Below are 22,048 nucleotides of genomic sequence, written 5' to 3'. Positions count from 1 at the left end.
CCCGATTAAGAACATACAGAAGGTCAGAACTCCGTGGCGAAGCAAGCGATTCTCAAGCCTGGTCATTGGTTGGTAGCCACGCTGCTACTGACGCTCAACGGTTGTGCGCTGGTGCCGCGCACGCCACTGGTTCAGGGGGCAACCACGGCAGAGCCAACGCCGTCTGCACCACCGGTGGTGAACGGCTCTATTTTTCAGGGCGTGGCACCGCTGAACTACGGCTACCAGCCGCTGTTTGAGGATCGTCGTCCACGTAATATCGGCGACACGCTGACCATCACGCTGCAGGAGAACGTCAGCGCGAGCAAAAGCTCTTCCGCCAGCGCCAACCGCAACGGCAGCAACAGCTTTGGGGTAACCGGTGTGCCGACCGGGCTGGAAGGATTGCTGGGCGCAGGCGGTGAGAAAGCTGCACTGAGCGCCGGCGGCAAAAACGATTTTGCAGGTAAAGGGGGCGCAACCGCCAACAATACCTTTACCGGGACCATCACCGTGACCGTGAATCAGGTGCTCTCTAACGGCAACCTGCGCGTCGTGGGTGAGAAACAGATTGAGATTAATCAGGGAACCGAATTTATTCGTTTCTCTGGCGTGGTGAACCCGCGCACCATCAGTGCCAGCAACGCGGTGCTGTCTACCCAGGTGGCCGATGCGCGTATTGAGTACGTCGGTAACGGTTATATCAATGAGGCGCAGACCATGGGCTGGTTCCAGCGCTTCTTCCTGAACATCTCGCCGATGTAAGAGGATATTATGAAAAAAAGTACTTTGCTGCGGGCAGGTCTGGGATTACTGCTCGCCGTCAGCAGCCTGATGGCGCAGGCGGACCGCATTCGCGATTTAACCAGCATCCAGGGCGTGCGCGAAAACCAGCTGATTGGCTATGGGCTGGTCGTGGGGCTGGACGGCACCGGCGACCAGACCACCCAGACACCGTTTACCACCCAGACGGTCAGTAACATGCTCTCTCAGCTGGGGATCACTGTCCCGGCTGGCACCAATATGCAGCTGAAAAACGTGGCGGCGGTTATGGTGACAGCAAAACTGCCCTCGTTTGCCCGTCAGGGACAGACGCTGGACGTGGTGGTCTCTTCGCTGGGTAACGCCAAAAGCCTGCGCGGCGGTACGCTGCTGATGACGCCGATGAAAGGGGTGGATAACCAGGTATACGCGCTGGCGCAGGGAAATATTCTGGTCGGCGGCGCTGGCGCCTCGGCCGGCGGCAGCAGCGTGCAGGTCAACCAGCTTAACGGCGGCCGGATTACCGGCGGCGCCACCGTGGAGCGCGAGCTGCAGAGCAACTTTGGCAGCCAGAACACCATTAACCTGCAGCTGAACAGCGAAGATTTTACCATGGCGCAGCGTATCGCGGATGCCATCAACAGCCGCGGCGTTGGATCGGCACTGCCGCTGGATGCGCGCACCGTACAGATCCGCGTTTCACCAAACAACAGCTCTCAGGTACGGGCGCTGGCGGAGATCCAGAACATTGACGTCTCTGTACCGCTGGAAGATGCAAAAGTGATCATCAACTCACGCACCGGCTCAGTGGTGATGAACCGTGAGGTCACGCTGAACACCTGTGCCGTTGCGCAGGGGAACCTGTCGGTCACGGTGAATCAGCAGCAGAACGTCAGTCAGCCTGATACGCCGCTGGCCGGCGGGCAGACGGTGGCGACAACGCAGACGCAGATCGATCTGCGGCAGAGCGGTGGTGCGCTGCAGCGCGTTAACGCCAGTGCAAACCTGAACAACGTGGTACGCGCCCTGAATGCGCTGGGTGCGACGCCGATTGAGCTGATGTCGATTCTGCAATCGATGGAGAGCGCAGGCTGTCTGCGCGCGAAGCTGGAAATCATCTGATGACCGATATGCAATCGCTGAATAATGCGGCGTATGACAGCCGCTCGCTGAACGAGCTGAAACGCCAGGCCGCTGCCGATCCCAAAGGAAAAGCGCTGCAGGTGGCGAAACAGGTAGAGGGCATGTTCGTGCAGATGATGCTGAAAAGCATGCGCGACGCGCTGCCGCAGGATGGCGCGCTGAGCAACGACCAGACCCGACTCTACACCTCGCTCTACGATCAGCAGATTGCGCAGGAGATAGGCAAGCGCGGACTGGGTCTGGCTGACACCATTGTCAAACAGATGCAGCCCCCGCAGGAGCCCGATGAGCGTGCCGGCACGGTTCCGATGAAGCTGGATAACAGCTTTATCTACAGCAGCAGCAACAGCATGCCGATGCAGCTGGAACAGATTGTGCGCAAAGCGGTACCGCGTCTGCCGGTTACGCCTGTGAATCTTCCTTCTGACAGCAGTGAGTTTATCGCCCAGCTGGCGCAGCCGGCGAAGCTCGCCAGCCAGCAGAGCGGTATCCCGCACCATCTGATTCTGGCGCAGGCGGCGCTGGAGTCGGGCTGGGGCCAGCGTCAAATCCTGACCCGCGACGGCAAGCCGAGCTATAACGTGTTTGGCATTAAAGCGAGCGGCGACTGGAAAGGCGAAACCACGGATATCATGACCACTGAATATGAGGCGGGTGATGCGAAGAAAGTGCGGGCCAGCTTCCGTGTCTATGGCTCCTACCTTGAGGCGCTGACTGACTATGTGCGCCTGCTGTCGAAAAATCCGCGCTATGCGGCGGTCACCAGCGCGCCAAGTGCCGAGCAGGGCGCGCGCGCGCTGCAGGCGGCGGGCTACGCCACCGATCCGAAATATGCGCAGAAACTGGTGGGAATGATCCAGCAATTCAAAAACATGGGCGAAAAAGTTGTAAAAGCTTATGGCCAGGATATCACCGATCTGTTCTGACGTCTTAGCCTCAAGTTTCCCTTAAGCACGCCGATAACCTTCATATGTTGCGGGCGCCTGCCGTCCGCACAACTGCACTGATGACTGCCAGCCCGGTTAACGGGAAAGAAAGGAACCGAGATGTCCAGTATAATTAACTCCGCAATGAGCGGGCTGAGCGCCGCACAGGCCGCATTAAGCACTACCAGTAATAACATCAGTAACTACACTGTGGCGGGCTATTCACGGCAGACTACTCTGCTGTCGCAGGCCGGCAGTACGCTGCAGGGCAACAGCTATTATGGCAACGGCGTAAATGTCAGCGGCGTACAGCGCGAATATGATGAGTTCATCACGACGCAGCTGCGCGGATCCAGCGCCAGCTACAGCGCGGTCAATACCCAGCATAATCAGATCTCCAATATTGACGATCTGCTTTCGACCTCTACGACCAGCCTCTCAACGTCCATTCAGAGCTTTTTTACCAACGTACAGAACGTGGTCAGTAACGCTAACGATCCGTCCGCGCGTCAGTCGATGCTGAGTTATGCCCAGGGGCTGGTCAATCAGTTCCAGACCACGGCGCAATATCTCAATAACATGCAGACCAGCGTCAATACCGATATCACCGCCAGCGTCGATCAGGTCAATACCTTTACGCGCCAGATTGCCGATCTCAATACGCAGATTGCGAAGCTGACCACCGGCGGCGGCGCAGCCCCTAACGACCTGCTGGATCAGCGCGACCAGCTGGTAAACAGTCTGAACACTGTGGTGGGCGTGAAAGTTGCGCAGCAGGATGGCAGCTATATCGTCTCAGCAGGCAACATTACCCTGGTCAATGGCCGCAATGCCACCAGCCTGGTGGCGATGCCTTCCAGCGCCGATCCCACGCGCATTACCGTTGGCTACAGCGACAAACAGGCCGGTAACGTAGCAATCCCGGAAAAAACGCTGACCACCGGTTCGCTGGCAGGGTTGCTGGCGTTTCGCAGTCAGGATCTGGACGGTGCACAGAACCAGCTGGGCCAGCTGGCCGCAGCGTTTACCACCGCGTTTAATGACGTGCACAAAGGCGGCTTTGACAGTAAGGGCAACCCGGGAGAGGACTTTTTCACTATCGGCACTCCGGATGTGCTCAGCAATCTGAAAAACAGCTCTGCGGCTTCCGTTAGCGCCAGCTGGAGTGATGCCAGCGCGCTGAAAGCCTCAAACTACACCGTCAGCTATGACAGCGGCACATGGTCCGTTACCCGTGCTGCCGATAATGTGCGCTTCGACGTTGCGCCGGCTGCTGACGGCACGCTGAATTTTGATGGTCTGCAGCTGACGGTCAGCGGCAGTGTGAATAGCGGTGACAGTTTTCTGGTCAAGCCGGTACAGAATGTGATTGGCGGCATGTCGGTTGCCATCACCAGCGAATCAGAGATTGCAGCGGCAGCCGTGAAAGGCAGCGGCGAGAGCGATAACCGCAATGCGCAGAAGCTGCTCGATCTGCAGGACAGCAAGCTGGTTAACGGAAACGCAACTATCGCGCAGGCTTATGCCAGCCTTGTCAGCAGCGTGGGCAACAAAACCAACTCGCTGGAAACGGCCAGCACCACGCAGAAAAACGTGGTGACGCAGCTGAGTGACCGGCAGCAGTCTGTCTCTGGCGTCAACCTTGATGAAGAGTACGCCAACCTGACGAAATATCAGCAGTTTTATATGGCGAATGCGCAGGTATTGCAGACCGCCAGCGCGGTATTCAACGCGCTGATGGGCATTCGCAGCTAAGCAGAGGAGAGAAGAAAGTGCGTCTTAGCTCAAGTATGATTTTTGACCAGCAGGTGCGCGGGATCACCGATTCGCAATCCTCCTGGCTGAAGGTAGGCCAGCAGCTGGCAACCGGGCTGCGGGTCAGTAATCCCTCTGACGATCCTATCGCGGCTTCACGCGCGGTCGTGCTGTCACAGTCGCAGGTAAAAAGCAGCCAGTACGCCACGGCGCGCAGTTTTGCTAATCAGAGCCTGTCAATGGAAGAGAACGCGCTTTCCGGCGTGATCGGCACCATACAGGATGCGCAGACCACCATTGTCAATGCGTCCACCGGCACGCTGAGCGATAACGATCGCGCCTCGCTGGCGACCCAGCTGGAAGGGCTGCGCGCGCAGCTGCTGAACCAGGCGAACAGTCAGGATGGCAACGGACGCTACATTTTTGCCGGTTATAAGACAGACGCCCCGCCGTTCAGCGACAGCAGTACCGGTGTGGCCTATGTGGGCGGGGATGAGCCGATCACTCAGAAAGTTGACGAAAGCCGTACCATGCAGGTGAGCAGTACCGGTAAATCAGTGTTTATGGCGATCACCAGCAACGCAAAGCCAGAACCTGATAACGGCACCAGCGAGACCAGCCTGTTCAGCATGCTCGACAGTGCAATTGCCGCGCTTAAAACACCGCAGGATAACGCGGACGACGCCACAAAGCAGGCGTTTCAGGCTGCGATGGATAAAACCAACCGCGGACTGAGTAACTCACTCAATAACGTGCTGACAGTGCGTTCTGCAGTGGGGATCCAGATGGCAGAGGTGGGTACCTTGAATCAGCAGGGTGACGATCGCAAAACCATCATGAATACGCAGATGAGCGATCTGGTGCAGGTGGACTATACCCAGGCAATCTCCAGCTACACCATGCAGCAGACGGCGCTGCAGGCGTCATACAAAACCTTTAGTGATATGTCGAAGATGTCGCTGTTCCAGCTGAATTCGTAACTGACCAGAGGTTCAGCGTACTTAACCGGGTATGCTTGTTTTTCCCATCGCCTTCGCGGGCGGTGGGTTTTTTTTGTCTGCGGTTCAGGCCACAGCCGGCGCGGTGGCCACGGTAAACAGCAGGCAATAAAAAACCCCGGACCAGCCGGGGTTTTATTTTTTTTATCCGCGCAGGGTTACACGCTGTCCGGACGGGTGGCCGGAGCGGTAGCCTGGTGCGTCGCGCTGTGACCACCGGCAGAGCCGCGGCCATCAAAGCTGAACGGCGGACGTACCCAGTCGCTGTGACGTGCCGGCTCCGGTTCCCACGCTGGTGCCGGGGCGCGGGTCATCGGTGCCGTGGCGTGCAGCTTAAAGCGTGACTCTGATTGTTCGACTGACACATCGCGAGCCGGAACCGGCGCATGAGGTTCAGTGACCGGCGCGACAGGCGCTTCCGCCGCGACCGGCGCTGACAGCACGTTTTCAACCTGCGTTTCGACAACAGGGGTAACATCCGCTGGTGCCTGTTCTGCTGTGGCAACGGCTTCGGTTACCGCGGGCTGTACCTCTTCCTGCGTAGCAGGCTGTGGCGCCTCTTCTGTCACGGTCGCAGGACCGGCTTCCGCCGCCGTCTCCTGCGCCACCGCTTCATCGGCTGCAGAGATAACCGCAGGCTCATGATTAACCGGCGCGGCAACAGGGGTCAGATCATCGGTGTTTACTACGGGCACCTCGGTGTGCGCCTGCGGTTCAGCCTGATGTACCACTTCTGACGTTTCTGGCTGTGGCGCAACCGCTGAGGCGGCTTCGGCAGCTGCCGGCAGCGCGTCTGCATCCTGATAGCCGTAGTCTGGCATTTCGTTCAGCGCCTCCTGAGAGGTGAACTGCTCGTGCGTCTGAGCAACCGGATAGGATACCCAGACTTTACCAGATGCCATCTCCGGTGAGGCGGCTGCCGCTTCAAGCGGCATCGGCGACTGCAGCGGATAGCGCTCATCGCGATAGCGACGGCGGCGCTGACCGCTTACGCGCAGGTGACGCGGCGAGCGACGTGAACGGCGTGGCATGTTCGCGCCTTCGCGGTTCTCGTTATCATCCTGCTCATCACTCATTTCCGGCTGTTCAGCGGCGTTCACCGGCTGTGCGATGTCCGCTGCTGCTTCTGGCTGCGCGGCAACTGATGATGCTTCCGGTGTCTCGCCACTGCGGATACGCTGAGTCAGCTGACGCGGCTTGCGACGGGGCATGACCTGAACGCGTTCTTCTTCCTGTACCGCTGCGTCCACCGCAGGGATCTCTTCAGTCGCGACGGTCTCAACGGCTTTCTCTTCCTGCTGCTGAGCACGCTTCTCTTCCTGACGACGACGCTGACGCTCGGCACGCTGTTCACGGCGCTGCTGCTGCTGTTCATCACGCTGCTGCTGCTGCTCTTCAGTCAGAACCGGGCGCTCGGCACGCGGCTCGTTCTGACGCTTGTTGCGGCGATTGTCCTGATCGTTGCGCGGTTCGCGGTTATCACGCGGTTCACGATTTTCACGCGGCTCGCGTGCTTCACGTGGTTCGCGTGGTTCACGCGGTTCGCGCGGCTCACGAGCTTCGCGGTTCTGAACCTGCTCACCATTGCGCGGCGTGCGTTCACGACGATTATTGTTGCGACGGTTATTACGGCGTTCGCCACGCTGCTGCGTGTTGTTTTCTTCTTCTGCTGGCTTACTCTCCTGCTGAGAGGGTGCTTCCGCAGGAGCTGCTGCCGGGGTATCGCCCGCAAACAGCTTTTTCAGACCGTTAAGCAGGCGACCCACCAGACCCGTGCTGACCGTGGCCGGCGCTGCCGCAGGACGTGCTGCGGTCTGAGCGCTTGTCTCGCTCTTCGCCGCAGGTGTTTCGGCAGCGACTTCAACCGGTGCAGGCGGGGCATCCGGCATCACAAAGGCTGCCAGCGCAGGCTGCTCCGGACGACGACGTTCAGCGTGCTCTTCTTCTGATGGCAGTGCCATTTCAGCTTCATGCAGCTTCGGCAGATGATAAGAGAGGGTTTGTGTCTCTTCACCTTTGCGCACACGCAGCACGGAGTAGTGCGGCGTTTCCATCTGATCGTTAGGCACGATAATGGCGCGTACGCCACCCTGACGCTTCTCAATTGCACTGACCGCTTCGCGTTTTTCGTTCAGCAGGTAAGAGGCAACCGGCACCGGCACAATGGCGTGCACTTCTTTGGTGTTGTCTTTCAGCGCTTCTTCTTCAATCAGGCGCAGAATAGAGAGCGACAGTGATTCGTTATCGCGGATGGTACCCGTACCGCTACAGCGCGGGCAGACGTGGTGGCTCGACTCACCCAGTGACGGGCTGAGACGCTGACGCGACATCTCCAGCAGACCAAAACGGGAGATATGGCTAATCTGAATGCGTGCACGATCCTGACGCACCGCTTCGCGCAGCCGGTTCTCTACGGCGCGCTGGTGACGTACCGGCGTCATATCGATAAAGTCGATAACGATCAGGCCACCGAGGTCACGCAGGCGCAGCTGGCGGGCAATCTCATCGGCTGCTTCAAGGTTGGTATTGAATGCCGTTTCTTCGATATCGCCGCCGCGGGTTGCGCGGGCAGAGTTAATGTCGATCGCGGTTAACGCTTCGGTGCTGTCTATAACAATTGAGCCGCCAGAAGGCAGACGAACTTCACGCTGGAAGGCGGACTCGATCTGCGACTCAATCTGGTAGTGGCTGAACAGCGGAATTTCACCGGTATAGAGTTTGATCTTACTGCTAAAGTCAGGGCGGCCCAGCGCAGCGATATGCTGACGCGCCAGCTCCAGAACTTTAGGATTATCGATAAGAATTTCACCAATGTCCTGACGCAGATAGTCGCGGAAAGCACGCACAATAACGTTGCTCTCCTGATGGATCAGGAACGGGGCGGAACGGCTGTCTGCAGCTTTTTTGATCGCTTCCCAGTGCTTAAGACGGAAGCTCAGATCCCACTGCAACGACTCCGCTGATTTACCCACGCCTGCCGTGCGTACAATCAGACCCATGCCTTCCGGCAATTCCAGCGCCGACAGGGCTTCTTTCAGTTCAGTGCGGTCATCACCCTCAATCCGGCGGGAAATGCCTCCGGCGCGCGGGTTGTTAGGCATCAGAACCAGGTAGCTGCCTGCAAGAGAGATAAAGGTCGTAAGTGCAGCGCCTTTATTGCCGCGCTCTTCTTTATCAATCTGAACGATCACTTCCTGACCTTCACGCAGCACATCTTTGATGTTAGGACGGCCATGCGCGTTATAGTTAGCTGGGAAGTATTCGCGGGAAATTTCTTTCAGAGGGAGGAAACCGTGACGCTCAGCGCCATAATCGACAAATGCCGCTTCAAGGCTGGGTTCAACGCGGGTGATTTTACCTTTGTAGATATTGGCTTTTTTCTGCTCGTGTCCGGGACTTTCGATATCCAGATCGTACAGACGCTGACCGTCAACAAGGGCAACGCGCAACTCCTCCTGCTGAGTTGCGTTAATTAACATTCTTTTCATCGTGACTTACTCGTTATTCTCACATGAGTGATAAAGCTGCGGGCATCGTTACCCTGGACGAGAATCAACCGATGGCCCCGTGTCTGCATGCACTGACGTCAACCTCACGGTTGTCGGCGGCTAAAGGGGCGCAAATCTTGTCGGTGGCCTGCTTTTCATAAGGAAAACCAGCGCCTGAAGGTGGAAATAATACAAAATTTTTGAAAATCCACACATCCCAGTCTGTTGTCCAGGCCGCAACCCGCAGCCCGCTAAGTGCCTGATAAAGCATCACGTCTTACGCCATTGCTGCGTGCTCGTTTTATCCGGCAAATTACCTTAATTTCGCTCTTTTTCTGCCCGAATCTTTCCGATGCAGAAACAGCAGCATTATTCCACTGCTCACCCGCATATAGCAAGGCGACTTTTGTCGAGCTGTGAAGTTTGTACGCCCTTAACCTGTTCATTTGCGGGGCTAATCAGCAGATTGCTGAAAAAGCCACCGTTTTAAGCGGTCAGACGCCTGAAACAAGAGTGAGTTAAGCACAGAAAAAGGGGTGGCGCTATCAGGGGACACTATTTAGAATCGCCGGCATGAAAACAGAGAATCCCGGCGTACATTTTGTCGCCATCACGGCTGAAAATGCCGGACAACGTATAGACAACTTTTTGCGTACCCAGCTCAAAGGGGTGCCAAAAAGCATGATTTATCGCATTCTGCGTAAAGGCGAAGTACGGGTAAATAAAAAACGCGTCAAGCCTGAATATAAACTCGAGGATGGCGACGAAGTGCGCGTGCCACCGGTACGGGTTGCAGAGCGCGAAGAGCAGGCGGTGTCGCCTAAACTCGATAAAGTTGCAGCGTTAGCGGATGCCATTCTGTATGAGGATGACCATCTGCTGGTGCTGAATAAGCCGTCCGGCACGGCGGTACATGGCGGCAGCGGTCTGAGTTTTGGTGTTATTGAAGGGTTGCGGGCACTGCGTCCGGAGGCGCGCTTTCTGGAGCTGGTGCACCGGCTGGATCGCGACACCTCGGGCGTGTTGCTGGTCGCTAAAAAGCGCTCGGCCCTGCGTTCGCTGCATGAGCAGCTGCGTGAGAAGGAGATGCAAAAAGATTATCTGGCGCTGGTACGCGGCGACTGGCCCTCTCATCTGAAAGTGGTGCAGGCGCCGCTGCTGAAAAATATTCTGCAGAGCGGAGAGCGGATAGTGCGCGTCAGTGCAGAAGGCAAGCCTTCAGAAACCCGGTTCAAAGTGGAAGAGCGGTTTGAGCTGGCGACGCTGGTTAAAGCCAGCCCGGTGACCGGACGCACGCATCAGATCCGCGTGCATACTCTGCATGGCGGTCATCCGATTGCTTTTGACGATCGCTATGGCGATCGCGAATTTGATCGTCAGCTGGCCGGCACAGGGTTATCGCGCCTGTTTCTGCACGCGGCAGCGCTGACATTTACGCATCCCGCAACCGGCGAAACATTACGCATGGAAGCGCCGCTGGATGCGGCACTCAAACACTGCCTGACCAGACTGCGGCAGAAGAAAAGCTGAATATACCGGCATCAGCCCAGCGGGTTGATGCCGGCCTTAATCAGCAGCTGATTAAGCGCAATCAGCGGCAGCCCGACCAGCGTATTCGGGTCGCGTCCTTCGAGCCGATCAAACAGACAAATCCCCAACCCTTCGCTTTTAAAACTGCCGGCGCACGCCAGCGGCTGCTCCCGCTCAACGTAGCGCGCAATCTCCTGGCTGCTCAGCGTACGGAAGTGCACCGTAAAAGGCTCACAGAGCACAAACTGCTGACGGGTGGCAGGCTGCAGCAGCGCCAGTCCGGTATAAAACACAATGGCTTTACCGCTTGCCTGCGCCAGCTGCCGGCAGGCGTTTTCGCGAGTGTGCGGCTTCCCGGCGATTGCGCCATTAAGTACGCACACCTGGTCAGAGCCAATGATCCAGCGATCCGGGAACTGCCCGGCCAGCGCCTGCGCTTTGGCCAGCGCGAGACGCTGCACCAGTTCAGGCGCGGTTTCTTCGGGCAGCGGGGTCTCATCGCATGCAGGCGCGGCAGTAATAAAAGGCACGCCAAGCTTGCTGAGCAGCGCCTGACGAAACGGGGACGTTGAGGCTAAAACCAGTGGCATCATCATTTTTTTACAGAATAGATAGCGTAAACATGACGGGCATTTTAAACTATGCGCCGCACTGGATGCGACTAGCTGGTGAAAGATGCTGTAAAACGGCCTTTTTCTTTGACTCTAAGACGTTACAAAGTTAATATGCGCGCCCTATGCAAAAGGTAAAATTACCCCTGACGCTCGATCCGGTCCGCGCCGCGCAAAAACGCCTGGATTATCATGGTGTTTATGCACCTGAATTGGTGGCGCGCCTGGCCGAAACGGTCGTGAGTGTGGACAGTGATGTGGAATGTGCCATGTCGTTTGCGGTTGACAACCAGCGCCTCGCGGTTCTTCAGGGAACAGCGGATGTGCAGGTGACGTTAATGTGTCAACGCTGCAACCAGCCATTTCCGCAAGCTGTACACGTAAGCTATTGCTTTAGTCCGGTCTCTTCTGACGATCAGGCTGAAGCACTACCGGAAGCCTACGAGCCGGTTGATGTCAACGATTTCGGTGAGATCGACCTGCTGGCAGTGATAGAAGATGAGCTCATCCTCGCGCTGCCGGTGGTTCCGGTGCATGATTCTGAACACTGTGAAGTGTCCGACGCGGACATGGTCTTTGGTAAGCTGCCTGAAGAGGCAGAAAAACCAAATCCATTTGCCGTATTAGCCAGTTTAAAGCGTAAGTAATAGGAGTAAGGTCCATGGCCGTACAACAGAATAAACCAACCCGTTCCAAGCGTGGCATGCGTCGTTCGCACGATGCCCTGACCACTGCCACTCTGTCAGTAGATAAAGTTTCTGGTGAAACTCATCTGCGTCACCATATCACTGCGGATGGTTACTACCGCGGTCGCAAGGTTATCACCAAGTAATTCTTTGCGGTTACGCAAGGCGATACCTTGACACGTTTGACCCTGGCAGTTGATGCCATGGGCGGGGACTTCGGTCCCTGCGTGACAGTGCCTGCAGCCTTGCAGGCACTGGCCTCTCATTCGCAGCTGGTTCTTCTTCTGGTCGGCGATCCCGACACAATCTCGTCATTTCTTGCCAAAGCGGATTCCTCACTTTTGAGGCGTGTGCAGGTTATCCCTGCCGAATCGGTTATTGCAAGTGATGCGAAGCCTTCACAGGCTATCCGTCAGAGCCGTGGCAGTTCTATGCGCGTGGCGCTGGAGCTGGTTGTGGATGGCAAAGCGCAGGCCTGCATCAGTGCCGGTAATACGGGTGCGCTGATGGGGCTGGCTAAACTCCTGTTAAAACCGCTGGACGGCATTGCGCGGCCGGCACTGATGACCGTTCTGCCCCATCAACAGCAGGGCAAAACGGTCATTCTTGATCTGGGGGCTAACGTCGATTCTGACAGCGATATGCTGGTGCAGTTTGCCATCATGGGGGCTGTCATGGCGGAAGAGGTGCTGGAAATCCGGCAACCACGCGTTGCGCTGCTCAATATTGGCCAGGAAGAGACCAAAGGGCTTGAATCGATTCGCACCGCATCTGCGGTTCTGCGAGCAAGCCCTCAGATCAACTATATTGGTTATCTTGAAGGTAATGACCTGCTGACCGGCAAAACAGATGTGCTGGTCTGTGATGGCTTTGCCGGTAATGTAACGCTAAAAACGATGGAAGGCGTGGTGCGGCTGTTTTTGTCGCTGCTGAAATCGTCAGGCGAAAGTAATAAAGGGACGTGGTGGCTGAAACTGCTGGGACGCTGGCTGAAAAAGCGTATGATCAGGCGTTTCGGTCATCTAAACCCCGACCAGTATAACGGCGCTTGTCTGTTAGGATTGCGCGGAACAGTGATCAAAAGCCATGGCGCTGCCAATATTCAGGCATTCGCTGTGGCAATAGAACAGGCAGAGCAGGCGGTGCGTAAGCAAGTTCCCGAAAGAATTGCCGCGCGCCTTGACGCTGTATTAGCCAGGAGTGACAAAGCGTAGATGTATACCAAAATTATCGGAACAGGCAGCTATCTGCCTGAGCAGATCCGCACCAATGCCGATCTGGAAAAAATGGTGGAAACCTCAGACGAGTGGATTGTCACCCGTACCGGCATTCGCGAACGTCGTATTGCTGCACCCGATGAAACGGTTGCCAGCATGGGCTTTAACGCTGCACAGCGCGCGCTGGAAATGGCAGGCGTTGCCGCCAGCGACATTGGCCTGATTATCGTTGCCACAACCTCATCCAGCCACGCGTTCCCCAGCTCCGCATGCATGATCCAGCAGATGCTGGAGATCAACGACTGCGCGGCATTCGACCTCGGTGCCGCCTGTGCCGGTTTTACCTACGCGCTGAGCGTTGCCGATCAATACATTAAAAACGGTGCGGTTAAGCATGCGCTGGTAATTGGTGCCGATGTGCTGGCGCGCACGCTTGATCCCAGCGATCGCGGAACGATTATTCTGTTTGGCGACGGCGCGGGCGCGGTGGTGCTGGGACAGAGCAGCGAGCCGGGTATTCTCTCAACTCATCTGCACGCCGATGGCCGCTATGGCCAGCTGCTGACCCTGCCTTATCAGGATCGCGCGCGGCAGGATGAACCTGCCTATCTCACCATGGCGGGTAATGAAGTGTTTAAAGTGGCGGTAACAGAGCTGGCACACATCGTTGATGAGACGCTGCAGGCGAATAACCTCGATCGCAGCGCGCTTGACTGGCTGGTGCCGCATCAGGCAAATCTGCGCATTATCAGCGCAACCGCTCGCAAGCTCGGCATGGGCATGGATAAAGTGGTAGTGACGCTTGACCGACACGGCAACACCTCTGCGGCTTCGGTCCCCAGCGCGCTGGATGAAGCGGTGCGCGATGGCCGGATCAAGCCGGGACAACTGATTTTGCTGGAAGCCTTTGGTGGTGGTTTTACCTGGGGTTCTGCACTGGTACGCTTTTGATTGACAGGAAGGACAGATGACGCAATTAGCTTTTGTTTTCCCGGGACAGGGATCTCAGACCGTTGGCATGCTGGCTGAGCTCGCTGCTGATAACCCTCAGATTGAGGCGACTTTTCGCGAAGCGTCTGATGCGCTGGGTTACGATCTGTGGCAGCTGGTTCAGCAGGGACCCGCTGAAGAGCTGAACAAAACCTGGCAGACACAGCCAGCATTGCTGGCGGCCTCAGTCGCTATTTACCGCGTCTGGCAGCAGAAGCAGGGCGCTCAGCCGGTGCTGCTGGCAGGTCACAGCCTGGGTGAGTACTCGGCGCTGGTTTGTGCGGGCGTGCTGGCGTTTGCTGATGCCATTAAACTGGTCGAACTGCGCGGCAAACTGATGCAGGAGGCGGTCCCGGAAGGCACGGGTGCCATGCAGGCGATTATCGGTCTTGATGATGAAGCGATTCGCAAAGCCTGTGAAGAGAGCGCACAGGATGAAGTGGTCTCGCCGGTGAACTTTAACTCGCCGGGCCAGGTGGTGATTGCCGGTAACAAAGACGCGGTTGAACGTGCTGGCGCGGCCTGTAAAGCAGCCGGTGCGAAACGTGCGCTGCCTCTGCCGGTTAGCGTGCCCTCGCACTGTGCGCTGATGAAGCCCGCCGCTGTAAAGCTCGCCGTAGCGCTTGAAGAGATTACCTTTAACGCGCCAGATGTGCCGGTCGTGAATAACGTTGACGTTAAATGCGAAAGTGATGCTGTGGCTATCCGTAATGCTCTGGTGCGTCAGCTTTACAGCCCGGTACGCTGGACCGAATCAGTACAATTTATAGCAGAACAGGGTGTTACCCAGCTGCTGGAGATGGGTCCGGGCAAAGTCCTGACCGGTCTGACGAAGCGTATTGCTGATAGCCTGACGGCAGCTGCAGTCAACGATCCTGCATCGCTATCTGCAGCACTCTCTCAGGAATAAGAGGATAATCATGAATTTTGAAGGTAAAGTTGCGCTGGTAACGGGCGCAAGCCGCGGTATTGGCCGGGCCATTGCAGAGACGTTGGCGGCACGCGGTGCAAAAGTTATTGGTACAGCGACCAGCGAAAGCGGTGCTGAAGCCATCAGCGCCTATCTCGGCGACAACGGCAAAGGTCTGGCGCTGAACGTCACGGATGCAGCCTCTATCGATGAAGTGCTGGCAAAAGTACGTGCTGAATTTGGCGAAGTGGACATTTTAGTCAATAATGCAGGCATCACGCGTGACAATCTGCTGATGCGCATGAAAGATGATGAGTGGGATGATATTCTTAATACCAACCTGACATCAGTTTTCCGTCTGTCCAAGGCGGTCATGCGTGCCATGATGAAAAAACGTGTGGGCCGTATCATCACCATCGGTTCTGTAGTTGGAACCATGGGTAACGCGGGTCAGGCTAACTACGCTGCAGCAAAGGCGGGTTTGATTGGCTTTAGCAAATCACTGGCGCGTGAAGTCGCGTCACGTGGCATTACCGTAAACGTCGTGGCACCGGGCTTTATTGAGACGGACATGACGCGTGCACTGAATGAAGATCAGCGCTCGGGCATTCTGGCAGAAGTGCCTGCAGGCCGTTTAGGCGACCCGCAGGAAATTGCTAATGCTGTTGCATTCTTAGCCTCTGACGAAGCAGCCTACATTACAGGTGAAACGCTGCACGTCAATGGCGGCATGTACATGGTCTGATAATCACGAAATCATTTGCATTATTTGCGGTAAACACCGCAGAATAGCGCAAAATCGTGGTTCGACCAGCCGGGATTTTGTTGCATCTTTTTCACCATTTTATACACTACGAAAACCATCGCGAAAGCGAGTTTTGATAGGAAATTAAATAGTATGAGCGATATCGAACAACGCGTTAAGAAAATCGTAGCTGAGCAGCTGGGCGTTAAAGAAGACGAAGTGGTTAACACTGCTTCTTTCGTTGAAGACCTGGGTGCAGATTCTCTTGACACCGTTGAGCTGGTAATGGCTCTGGAAGAAGAGTTTGATACTGAAATTCCAGACGAAGAAGCTGAGAAAATCACTACCGTTCAGGCAGCGATCGATTACGTCACTAGCCATCAAGGCTAATGAATATCTTCAGGCGGTCTTATGACCGCCTGAGTTTTATGTTTGCCCCACATTGCGTTATTTTTCCCTCCCTGGAGGACGAACGTGTCTAAGCGTCGTGTAGTTGTGACCGGTCTTGGCATGTTGTCTCCTGTCGGCAATACCGTAGAGTCTACCTGGAGTGCTCTCCTTGCCGGTCAGAGCGGCATTACCCTGATCGACCATTTTGATGCCAGTGCTTATGCAACGCGTTTTGCGGGCCTGGTGAAAGATTTTAATTGTGATGAGTACATCTCGCGGAAAGATCAGCGCAAGATGGACGATTTCATCCAGTATGGTATTGCGGCTGGCATTCAGGCTATGGCGGACTCCGGTCTGGTCGTAACTGATGAGAACGCCGGACGTATTGGCGCGGCTATTGGTTCTGGTATTGGCGGACTGGGTCTGATTGAAGAGAACCACAGCTCGCTGGTTAAAGGCGGCCCGCGCAAAATCAGTCCATTCTTTGTACCTTCTACCATTGTTAATATGGTCGCCGGTCATCTCACTATTATGTACGGCCTGAAAGGCCCAAGTATTTCGATCGCTACGGCCTGCACCTCAGGCGTACATAACATCGGCCACGCTGCACGTATTATCGCTTATGATGATGCTGATGTGATGCTGGCGGGTGGCGCGGAAAAAGCCAGTACGCCTCTGGGCGTGGGCGGTTTTGGTGCGGCACGTGCGCTTTCAACGCGAAACGACAACCCGCAGGCGGCCAGCCGTCCGTGGGATAAAGATCGTGACGGGTTTGTACTGGGTGACGGTGCCGGTATTGTGGTACTGGAAGAGTATGAACACGCCAAAAAGCGCGGTGCGAAAATCTATGCTGAAATCATTGGTTTTGGCATGAGCAGCGATGCTTACCATATGACATCACCGCCGGAAGATGGCTCAGGCGCCGCTGCAGCGATGATCAACGCGCTGCGTGATGCGCGACTCGATCCGTCACAGATCGGCTATGTCAACGCGCACGGCACCTCTACGCCAGCCGGTGATAAAGCAGAAGCGCAGGCGGTGAAATCCGTATTTGGTGCGTCAGCACACAGCGTTATGGTCAGCTCGACCAAATCAATGACCGGTCACCTGTTAGGTGCTGCCGGTGCTGTAGAAGCGATTTATTCGGTTCTGGCACTGCGCGATCAGGTCGTTCCGCCAACCATCAACCTGGATAATCCGGATGAGGGATGTGACCTGGATTTTGTGCCGCATACGGCGCGCCAGGTTAACGGTCTGGAGTATACACTGTGTAACTCCTTTGGATTTGGCGGCACAAACGGCTCGCTGATTTTCCGCAAGGTATAATCGCTATTCTGCCGAACAGAGGCCCGCAATGCGGGCCTTTTTTCTGATCTGCTCTTCAGCGCACCTATCCGGGCAGATGAGATTATTTCAGGGCTGACTGTCTGAGGAGAGCGCGGTGTGGATTAACGGTATTCCGCAAATAATGCTGCCGGCCAGCGATCGTGCCGTTCAGTTTGGCGATGGCTGTTTTACCACGGCCGCCGTGCATAACGGCAGAGTCGTGATGGCTGAGGCGCACCTGCAGCGTCTGGAACAGGGGTGCAGGCAGCTTCTGCTGCCGATGCCTGATCTGTCGCTGCTGGCGGATGAAATGCGGCGCATTGCGCAGGGACATGCCCGGGCGGTGCTCAAGATCATCCTCACGCCGGGCTCCGGCGGACGGGGCTACAGCCGGCGCGGCTGTCAGGCTCCTGTGCGCATCCTCTCACTGTCACCCTGGCCACAGCATTACGCTACACTGCAGCAGCAGGGTGCGAGCCTGGTCACCAGTCCGGTGCCCCTGGCCCGTAATCCGCTGCTGGCAGGCATCAAACACCTCAACCGGCTGGAGCAGGTGATGATTCGCCACCACCTTGATGAAACCGATGCAGACGAGGCGCTGGTACTGGACACCGCGGGATGCGTGGTAGAATGCTGCGCTGCCAATCTGTTCTGGCGCAGCGGCACCCGGATTTTTACTCCCCATCTGGATCAGGCGGGCGTAAACGGCATTATGCGACGTTTTCTGATGGCACAGCTGGCGGCCAGCGGCCAGGCTTGCCAGGAAGTCAGCGCGCCGCGTGAAGCGGTCCTCGGCGCTGACGAAGTCGTGATCTGTAATGCACTGATGCCGGTGCTGCCGGTGCGGCAAATCGATGACATCGTTTTCACTGAACGCACGCTGTATCAGCAACTTTTTACCTGTTGCCAGAAAATGGACGTAACATGAGTCGAACCAAAAAAATTATTGCGGGTGTGGCAGCGATCGCTGCTGCCGCTGCCGCGTTTAGCTACTGGCAGACAGAGCGCCTGGCAGACGCGCCGCTGACCATTCACCAGGAAACTCTTTATACGCTGCCGGCGGGTAGCGGACGTGTAGTGCTGGAAGCGCAGCTGGAGAGTCAGCATATTATTCCGCGCAGTATCTGGTTTGGACCGCTGCTGAAGCTGCATCCGGCGCTGGCAGAGTTCAAAGCGGGTACTTACCGGCTGGAGCAGGGCATGACCGTGCGTCAGCTGCTGCAGCTTCTGGCCAGCGGTAAAGAGGCGCAGTTCCCGCTCCGTTTTATCGAAGGTTCACGCCTCAGTGAGTGGCTGAGCGAGCTGCGTAAAGCGCCTTATCTGAAGCATACGCTCGCAGATGACAGTTTTGCCAGCGTGGCGGCAGCGCTGAAGCTGGAGGCTGCACAGCTCGAGGGCAGCTTCTATCCCGATACTTATCTCTATACTGCCAATACCACGGACGTTGCAGTACTGACGCGTGCACACACCCGCATGAACAAGCTGGTCGATGAGGTCTGGCAGAAGCGTATGGCGAATCTGCCCTATAAAGATCCGCGGGAGCTGGTGACAATGGCGTCAATTATCGAGAAAGAGACGGGCGTAAGCGAAGAGCGCGCGCGGGTAGCGTCTGTGTTTATTAATCGTCTGCGCACCGGGATGAAGCTCCAGACCGATCCCACCGTGATCTACGGTATGGGCGAGCGCTATACCGGCACGCTGACGCGCAAAGATCTCGATACGCCGACCGCCTATAATACCTACAGCATTAGCGGCCTGCCGCCCGGACCGATTGCGATGCCGGGGCGCGCCTCGCTGGAAGCTGCTGCGCATCCGGAAAAGAGCAGCTATCTCTATTTTGTCGCGGATGGCAAGGGCGGGCATACTTTTACCACGAATCTCGCCAGCCATAACCGGGCGGTGCAGGCTTACCGCCAGGCGCTGAAGGAAAAAAATGAAGAGTAAGTTTATTGTCATTGAAGGACTGGAAGGCGCGGGTAAAACCACGGCGCGCGATGCGGTAGTGGACGTTTTACAGCAGCACGGCATCAGCGACATCGTATTCACCCGCGAGCCGGGCGGCACACCGCTGGCCGAACAGCTGCGGGTGCTGGTAAAGCAGGGTATTGAAGGCGAACAGGTTACCGACAAAGCTGAGCTGCTGATGCTCTATGCTGCCCGGGTGCAGCTGGTAGAGAACGTGATCAAGCCGGCGCTGGCGCGCGGCGCGTGGGTAGTGGGCGATCGTCACGATCTCTCCTCGCAGGCTTATCAGGGCGGCGGACGTGAAATGGATGCCGCGCTGATGACCACGCTGCGTGATGCGGTGCTGGGCGATTTTCGTCCCGACCTGACGCTCTACCTTGATGTGACGCCGGAAATCGGACTGCAGCGCGCCCGGGCCCGTGGCGCGCTGGATCGCATTGAGCAGGAGTCGCTGCGCTTTTTCGAACGCACCCGTGCACGCTATCTGGCGCTGGCGCAGGCGGACACCAGCATCGTGACTGTCGATGCAACGCAGCCTATTGATGAGGTGACAACGTCACTTAAAGCTGCCCTGCATCGCTGGCTGGCCGGGCAGCGCCCATGAACTGGTATCCGTGGCTGAATCAGCCCTACCGGCAGATTATTGCCCGCCATCAGGAGGGCGTGGCGCATCATGCGCTGCTGCTGCAGGCACCTGAGGGCATGGGAGACGATGCGCTGGTATGGGGCATCAGCCGCTGGCTGATGTGCCAGCAGCGTGAAGGGGCTAAAAGCTGCGGCGCATGTCACGGCTGTGAACTGATGCAGGCGCATACGCATCCGGACTGGTACCGGCTGGAAGCAGAAAAAGGAAAAGCGTCGCTGGGTGTTGATGCCGTGCGCGACGTGACGGAAAAGCTCTATCATTTTGCGCAGCAGGGGGGTGCGAAGGTGGTCTGGCTGCCGGATGCTGCCCAGCTGACGGAAGCGGCTGCCAGTGCGCTGCTGAAAACGCTGGAAGAGCCACCCGCAAACTGCTGGTTCTTCCTGAGCGTGCGGGAGTCATCCAGGCTGCTGGCCACGCTGCGCAGCCGCTGTCTCAGCTGGCCGCTGATCCCGCCGGAGGAGTCGCAGAGCCTCGCCTGGCTGGGCCGTGAGGTGACACAGCCGGAAGCGGCGCTGCGCGCTGCGCTGCGACTGAGCGGGGGGGCGCCTGCCGCAGCGCTGGCGCTGCTGCAGCCCGCCCGCTGGCAGATGCGTCAGACGCTATGCGATACGCTGCTCACGGCGCTGAATGACGACATTCTGCAGCTGCTGCCTGCGCTGAACAGTGACGACGTGGCCAATCGTCTGGGCTGGCTCATCTCGCTGCTGGTGGACGCCATGAAAATGCAGCAGGGTGCAGCGGCGTGGCTGAGTAATGGCGATCGGCCTGATGTTGTGACCGCGCTGGCCCGTCAGCTGAACAGCAACGCCCTGAACAGCAGTGTGCAGCAGTGGATAGCCTGTCGCGAACAGCTGCTGCACGTTGCATCGCTTAACCGCGAACTTATTCTGACCGACCGGCTGCTGGCCTGGAGCCGTTTACTGGCACCGCCTGTCATCAGCCCGTAATTATCTGAGAAAATTATGTTTATTGTTGATTCCCATTGCCACCTCGATGGCCTTGACTATGAAAACCAACACCGCGACCTGGATGACGTTATCGCCAAAGCCGCCGCGCGCGACGTAAAATTTATGCTGGCGATTGCCACCACGCTGCCGGACTACTATCGCATCAAAGCGCTGGTGGGCGAGCGGCAGAATATTGCGCTGGCCTGCGGCGTTCATCCGCTGAACCAGGAGGAACCCTGGGATGTGGCGGAGTTCCGCCGCCTGGCCGCAGAGGAGCAGGTAGTGGCGCTGGGGGAAACCGGCCTCGACTACTTCTATCAGCAGGAGACCAAAGCGCAGCAGCAGGCTGCTTTTCGCGAACATATTCGCACCGGTATTGCACTGAATAAGCCGATCATTGTGCACACCCGGGAAGCCCGCGACGATACGCTGGCGATCCTGCGCGAAGAGCAGGTTGAGAAGTGTGGCGGCGTGCTGCACTGTTTTACCGAAGATCGTGCAACCGCAGCAAAACTTCTGGATCTCGGTTTTTATATCTCTTTCTCCGGCATTCTGACATTCCGTAATGCAGAGCAGATCCGCGACGCCGCGCGCTTTGTGCCGCTGGATCGTATGCTGGTTGAGACGGATTCGCCCTATCTGGCTCCGGTGCCGCATCGCGGCAAAGAGAATCAGCCTGCCTTTACGCGTGACGTGGCCGATTATATGGCAGTGCTGAAAGGGGTGGATATTGAGACCCTGGCGGCGGCTACCACGCAGAATTTCTCACGCCTGTTTCATATCCCTATGGCGCGTCTGGGTGCCTGAGCCTTTATTTCAAACGCTGTAATTAATCCGTAACGAACTGCCTGTATCAGGTTAATCCCGAAACAGGCAGTGTTTTATTGCGCTATTATCCGGCAGGTCAGTCAGAAAGTGCTGAAAGCTGCGCGCTATCATTGAGGAAACGTGATAGCCGTCAAAGTAACGCGCACCCATTTATTTTACTCTTCGTAATAAATCAAAAGACGCTCAGCGTCATCCGGCTGCGGAAC

Annotated in this window: 22 protein-coding genes; 19 read left to right on the top strand and 3 right to left on the bottom strand. The window is 57.0% G+C overall.

The window, feature by feature from the left end; genetic code table 11:
* The first annotated feature begins 33 nt into the window (after positions 1-33).
* From SB719_RS08645 to flgL, 5 genes are all read left to right on the top strand, one after another.
* Positions 34-744, top strand: coding sequence for a flagellar basal body L-ring protein FlgH (locus SB719_RS08645; protein WP_065649605.1), 711 nt, complete (start codon positions 34-36; stop codon positions 742-744).
* A 9-nt stretch (positions 745-753) separates the two neighbouring features.
* Positions 754-1,863 carry a flagellar basal body P-ring protein FlgI gene (locus tag SB719_RS08640; protein WP_065649604.1) on the top strand — a complete coding sequence of 370 codons (1,110 nt, stop codon included), beginning with the start codon at positions 754-756 and terminating at the stop codon, positions 1,861-1,863.
* On the top strand, positions 1,863-2,810 hold the full coding sequence (flgJ, locus tag SB719_RS08635) for a flagellar assembly peptidoglycan hydrolase FlgJ (RefSeq protein WP_314688342.1): 948 nt from the start codon (positions 1,863-1,865) through the stop codon (positions 2,808-2,810). The genes SB719_RS08640 and flgJ overlap by 1 nt, the downstream gene beginning before the upstream one ends.
* A 120-nt stretch (positions 2,811-2,930) precedes the next feature.
* Positions 2,931-4,565 carry a flagellar hook-associated protein FlgK gene (flgK, locus tag SB719_RS08630; RefSeq protein WP_314688339.1) on the top strand — a complete coding sequence of 545 codons (1,635 nt, stop codon included), beginning with the start codon at positions 2,931-2,933 and terminating at the stop codon, positions 4,563-4,565.
* Positions 4,566-4,582: 17 nt separating this feature from the next.
* Complete coding sequence (gene flgL / locus SB719_RS08625) at positions 4,583-5,545, top strand: flagellar hook-associated protein FlgL (protein ID WP_304232472.1); 963 nt, start codon at positions 4,583-4,585, stop codon at positions 5,543-5,545.
* A 176-nt stretch (positions 5,546-5,721) separates the two neighbouring features.
* Here flgL and rne read toward each other — a convergent pair whose 3' ends face one another.
* A complete protein-coding gene (gene rne / locus SB719_RS08620) occupies positions 5,722-9,051 on the bottom strand; it encodes a ribonuclease E (protein WP_412159137.1) in 3,330 nt (1,109 codons plus the stop codon).
* Between the two features lie 64 nt (positions 9,052-9,115).
* Positions 9,116-9,325 (bottom strand): hypothetical protein, encoded by a 210-nt coding sequence (locus tag SB719_RS08615; RefSeq protein ID WP_139074200.1) that lies wholly within the window; start codon positions 9,323-9,325, stop codon positions 9,116-9,118.
* Between the two features lie 299 nt (positions 9,326-9,624).
* On the opposite strand from SB719_RS08615, the gene rluC reads away from it, so the two are divergent.
* Entirely contained in the window at positions 9,625-10,581 is a 957-nt protein-coding gene (gene rluC / locus SB719_RS08610) for a 23S rRNA pseudouridine(955/2504/2580) synthase RluC (protein ID WP_412159136.1), read from the top strand.
* A gap of 11 nt (positions 10,582-10,592) precedes the next feature.
* Here rluC and SB719_RS08605 read toward each other — a convergent pair whose 3' ends face one another.
* The gene (locus SB719_RS08605; protein WP_065649598.1) at positions 10,593-11,177 is read right to left on the bottom strand and encodes a Maf family protein; all 585 of its coding nucleotides are present in this window, start codon (positions 11,175-11,177) and stop codon (positions 10,593-10,595) included.
* Positions 11,178-11,317: 140 nt separating this feature from the next.
* Between SB719_RS08605 and yceD the strand changes: the two genes are divergently transcribed.
* The 13 genes from yceD to SB719_RS08540 all read left to right on the top strand — a co-directional run bounded on the left by yceD (position 11,318) and on the right by SB719_RS08540 (position 21,821).
* Positions 11,318-11,839, top strand: a complete 522-nt coding sequence (yceD, locus tag SB719_RS08600) for a 23S rRNA accumulation protein YceD (RefSeq protein ID WP_065649597.1) — start codon at positions 11,318-11,320, stop codon at positions 11,837-11,839.
* A 14-nt stretch (positions 11,840-11,853) separates the two neighbouring features.
* Positions 11,854-12,024 carry a 50S ribosomal protein L32 gene (gene rpmF, locus SB719_RS08595; RefSeq protein WP_017348070.1) on the top strand — a complete coding sequence of 57 codons (171 nt, stop codon included), beginning with the start codon at positions 11,854-11,856 and terminating at the stop codon, positions 12,022-12,024.
* A gap of 27 nt (positions 12,025-12,051) precedes the next feature.
* The gene (gene plsX / locus SB719_RS08590) at positions 12,052-13,092 is read left to right on the top strand and encodes a phosphate acyltransferase PlsX (protein ID WP_065649596.1); all 1,041 of its coding nucleotides are present in this window, start codon (positions 12,052-12,054) and stop codon (positions 13,090-13,092) included.
* Positions 13,093-14,046: a beta-ketoacyl-ACP synthase III gene (locus SB719_RS08585; protein ID WP_292972055.1), complete on the top strand. Its 954-nt coding sequence runs from the start codon at positions 13,093-13,095 to the stop codon at positions 14,044-14,046.
* A gap of 16 nt (positions 14,047-14,062) precedes the next feature.
* Positions 14,063-14,995 carry an ACP S-malonyltransferase gene (gene fabD, locus SB719_RS08580; protein ID WP_412159135.1) on the top strand — a complete coding sequence of 311 codons (933 nt, stop codon included), beginning with the start codon at positions 14,063-14,065 and terminating at the stop codon, positions 14,993-14,995.
* A 10-nt stretch (positions 14,996-15,005) separates the two neighbouring features.
* A complete protein-coding gene (fabG, locus tag SB719_RS08575) occupies positions 15,006-15,740 on the top strand; it encodes a 3-oxoacyl-ACP reductase FabG (protein WP_065649593.1) in 735 nt (244 codons plus the stop codon).
* A gap of 153 nt (positions 15,741-15,893) precedes the next feature.
* Positions 15,894-16,130, top strand: a complete 237-nt coding sequence (acpP, locus tag SB719_RS08570) for an acyl carrier protein (protein WP_039383843.1) — start codon at positions 15,894-15,896, stop codon at positions 16,128-16,130.
* A gap of 84 nt (positions 16,131-16,214) precedes the next feature.
* A complete protein-coding gene (fabF, locus tag SB719_RS08565; protein WP_412159134.1) occupies positions 16,215-17,456 on the top strand; it encodes a beta-ketoacyl-ACP synthase II in 1,242 nt (413 codons plus the stop codon).
* A 115-nt stretch (positions 17,457-17,571) separates the two neighbouring features.
* Positions 17,572-18,384 carry an aminodeoxychorismate lyase gene (gene pabC, locus SB719_RS08560; RefSeq protein WP_314688578.1) on the top strand — a complete coding sequence of 271 codons (813 nt, stop codon included), beginning with the start codon at positions 17,572-17,574 and terminating at the stop codon, positions 18,382-18,384.
* Positions 18,381-19,400, top strand: coding sequence for an endolytic transglycosylase MltG (mltG, locus tag SB719_RS08555; RefSeq protein ID WP_065649590.1), 1,020 nt, complete (start codon positions 18,381-18,383; stop codon positions 19,398-19,400). The genes pabC and mltG overlap by 4 nt, the downstream gene beginning before the upstream one ends.
* Complete coding sequence (tmk, locus tag SB719_RS08550; RefSeq protein ID WP_065649589.1) at positions 19,390-20,025, top strand: dTMP kinase; 636 nt, start codon at positions 19,390-19,392, stop codon at positions 20,023-20,025. The genes mltG and tmk overlap by 11 nt, the downstream gene beginning before the upstream one ends.
* Entirely contained in the window at positions 20,022-21,014 is a 993-nt protein-coding gene (gene holB, locus SB719_RS08545; RefSeq protein WP_412159133.1) for a DNA polymerase III subunit delta', read from the top strand. The genes tmk and holB overlap by 4 nt, the downstream gene beginning before the upstream one ends.
* Before the next feature lie 15 nt (positions 21,015-21,029).
* A complete protein-coding gene (locus SB719_RS08540) occupies positions 21,030-21,821 on the top strand; it encodes a metal-dependent hydrolase (protein WP_065649587.1) in 792 nt (263 codons plus the stop codon).
* The last annotated feature ends 227 nt before the right edge of the window (positions 21,822-22,048 follow it).

This window comes from Pantoea sp. SIMBA_079 (genome assembly GCF_046940275.1).
Lineage (GTDB): Bacteria > Pseudomonadota > Gammaproteobacteria > Enterobacterales > Enterobacteriaceae > Pantoea > Pantoea borealis.
Note: the sequence above shows the minus strand (reverse complement) of the source record. Positions and strands in the feature narration are given on the sequence as shown.

What these genes read in the sequence shown, in the direction of transcription:
- yceD (WP_065649597.1), top strand. Translation starts at nt 11,318, where the DNA reads ATGCAAAAGGTAAAATTACCCCTGACGCTCGATCCGGTCCGCGCCGCG.
- SB719_RS08585 (WP_292972055.1), top strand. Translation starts at nt 13,093, where the DNA reads ATGTATACCAAAATTATCGGAACAGGCAGCTATCTGCCTGAGCAGATC.
- rpmF (WP_017348070.1), top strand. Translation starts at nt 11,854, where the DNA reads ATGGCCGTACAACAGAATAAACCAACCCGTTCCAAGCGTGGCATGCGT.
- mltG (WP_065649590.1), top strand. Translation starts at nt 18,381, where the DNA reads ATGAGTCGAACCAAAAAAATTATTGCGGGTGTGGCAGCGATCGCTGCT.
- flgK (WP_314688339.1), top strand. Translation starts at nt 2,931, where the DNA reads ATGTCCAGTATAATTAACTCCGCAATGAGCGGGCTGAGCGCCGCACAG.
- SB719_RS08540 (WP_065649587.1), top strand. Translation starts at nt 21,030, where the DNA reads ATGTTTATTGTTGATTCCCATTGCCACCTCGATGGCCTTGACTATGAA.
- rne (WP_412159137.1), bottom strand. Translation starts at nt 9,051, where the DNA reads ATGAAAAGAATGTTAATTAACGCAACTCAGCAGGAGGAGTTGCGCGTT.
- fabG (WP_065649593.1), top strand. Translation starts at nt 15,006, where the DNA reads ATGAATTTTGAAGGTAAAGTTGCGCTGGTAACGGGCGCAAGCCGCGGT.
- rluC (WP_412159136.1), top strand. Translation starts at nt 9,625, where the DNA reads ATGAAAACAGAGAATCCCGGCGTACATTTTGTCGCCATCACGGCTGAA.
- SB719_RS08605 (WP_065649598.1), bottom strand. Translation starts at nt 11,177, where the DNA reads ATGATGATGCCACTGGTTTTAGCCTCAACGTCCCCGTTTCGTCAGGCG.
- acpP (WP_039383843.1), top strand. Translation starts at nt 15,894, where the DNA reads ATGAGCGATATCGAACAACGCGTTAAGAAAATCGTAGCTGAGCAGCTG.
- tmk (WP_065649589.1), top strand. Translation starts at nt 19,390, where the DNA reads ATGAAGAGTAAGTTTATTGTCATTGAAGGACTGGAAGGCGCGGGTAAA.
- flgJ (WP_314688342.1), top strand. Translation starts at nt 1,863, where the DNA reads ATGACCGATATGCAATCGCTGAATAATGCGGCGTATGACAGCCGCTCG.
- fabD (WP_412159135.1), top strand. Translation starts at nt 14,063, where the DNA reads ATGACGCAATTAGCTTTTGTTTTCCCGGGACAGGGATCTCAGACCGTT.
- holB (WP_412159133.1), top strand. Translation starts at nt 20,022, where the DNA reads ATGAACTGGTATCCGTGGCTGAATCAGCCCTACCGGCAGATTATTGCC.
- SB719_RS08640 (WP_065649604.1), top strand. Translation starts at nt 754, where the DNA reads ATGAAAAAAAGTACTTTGCTGCGGGCAGGTCTGGGATTACTGCTCGCC.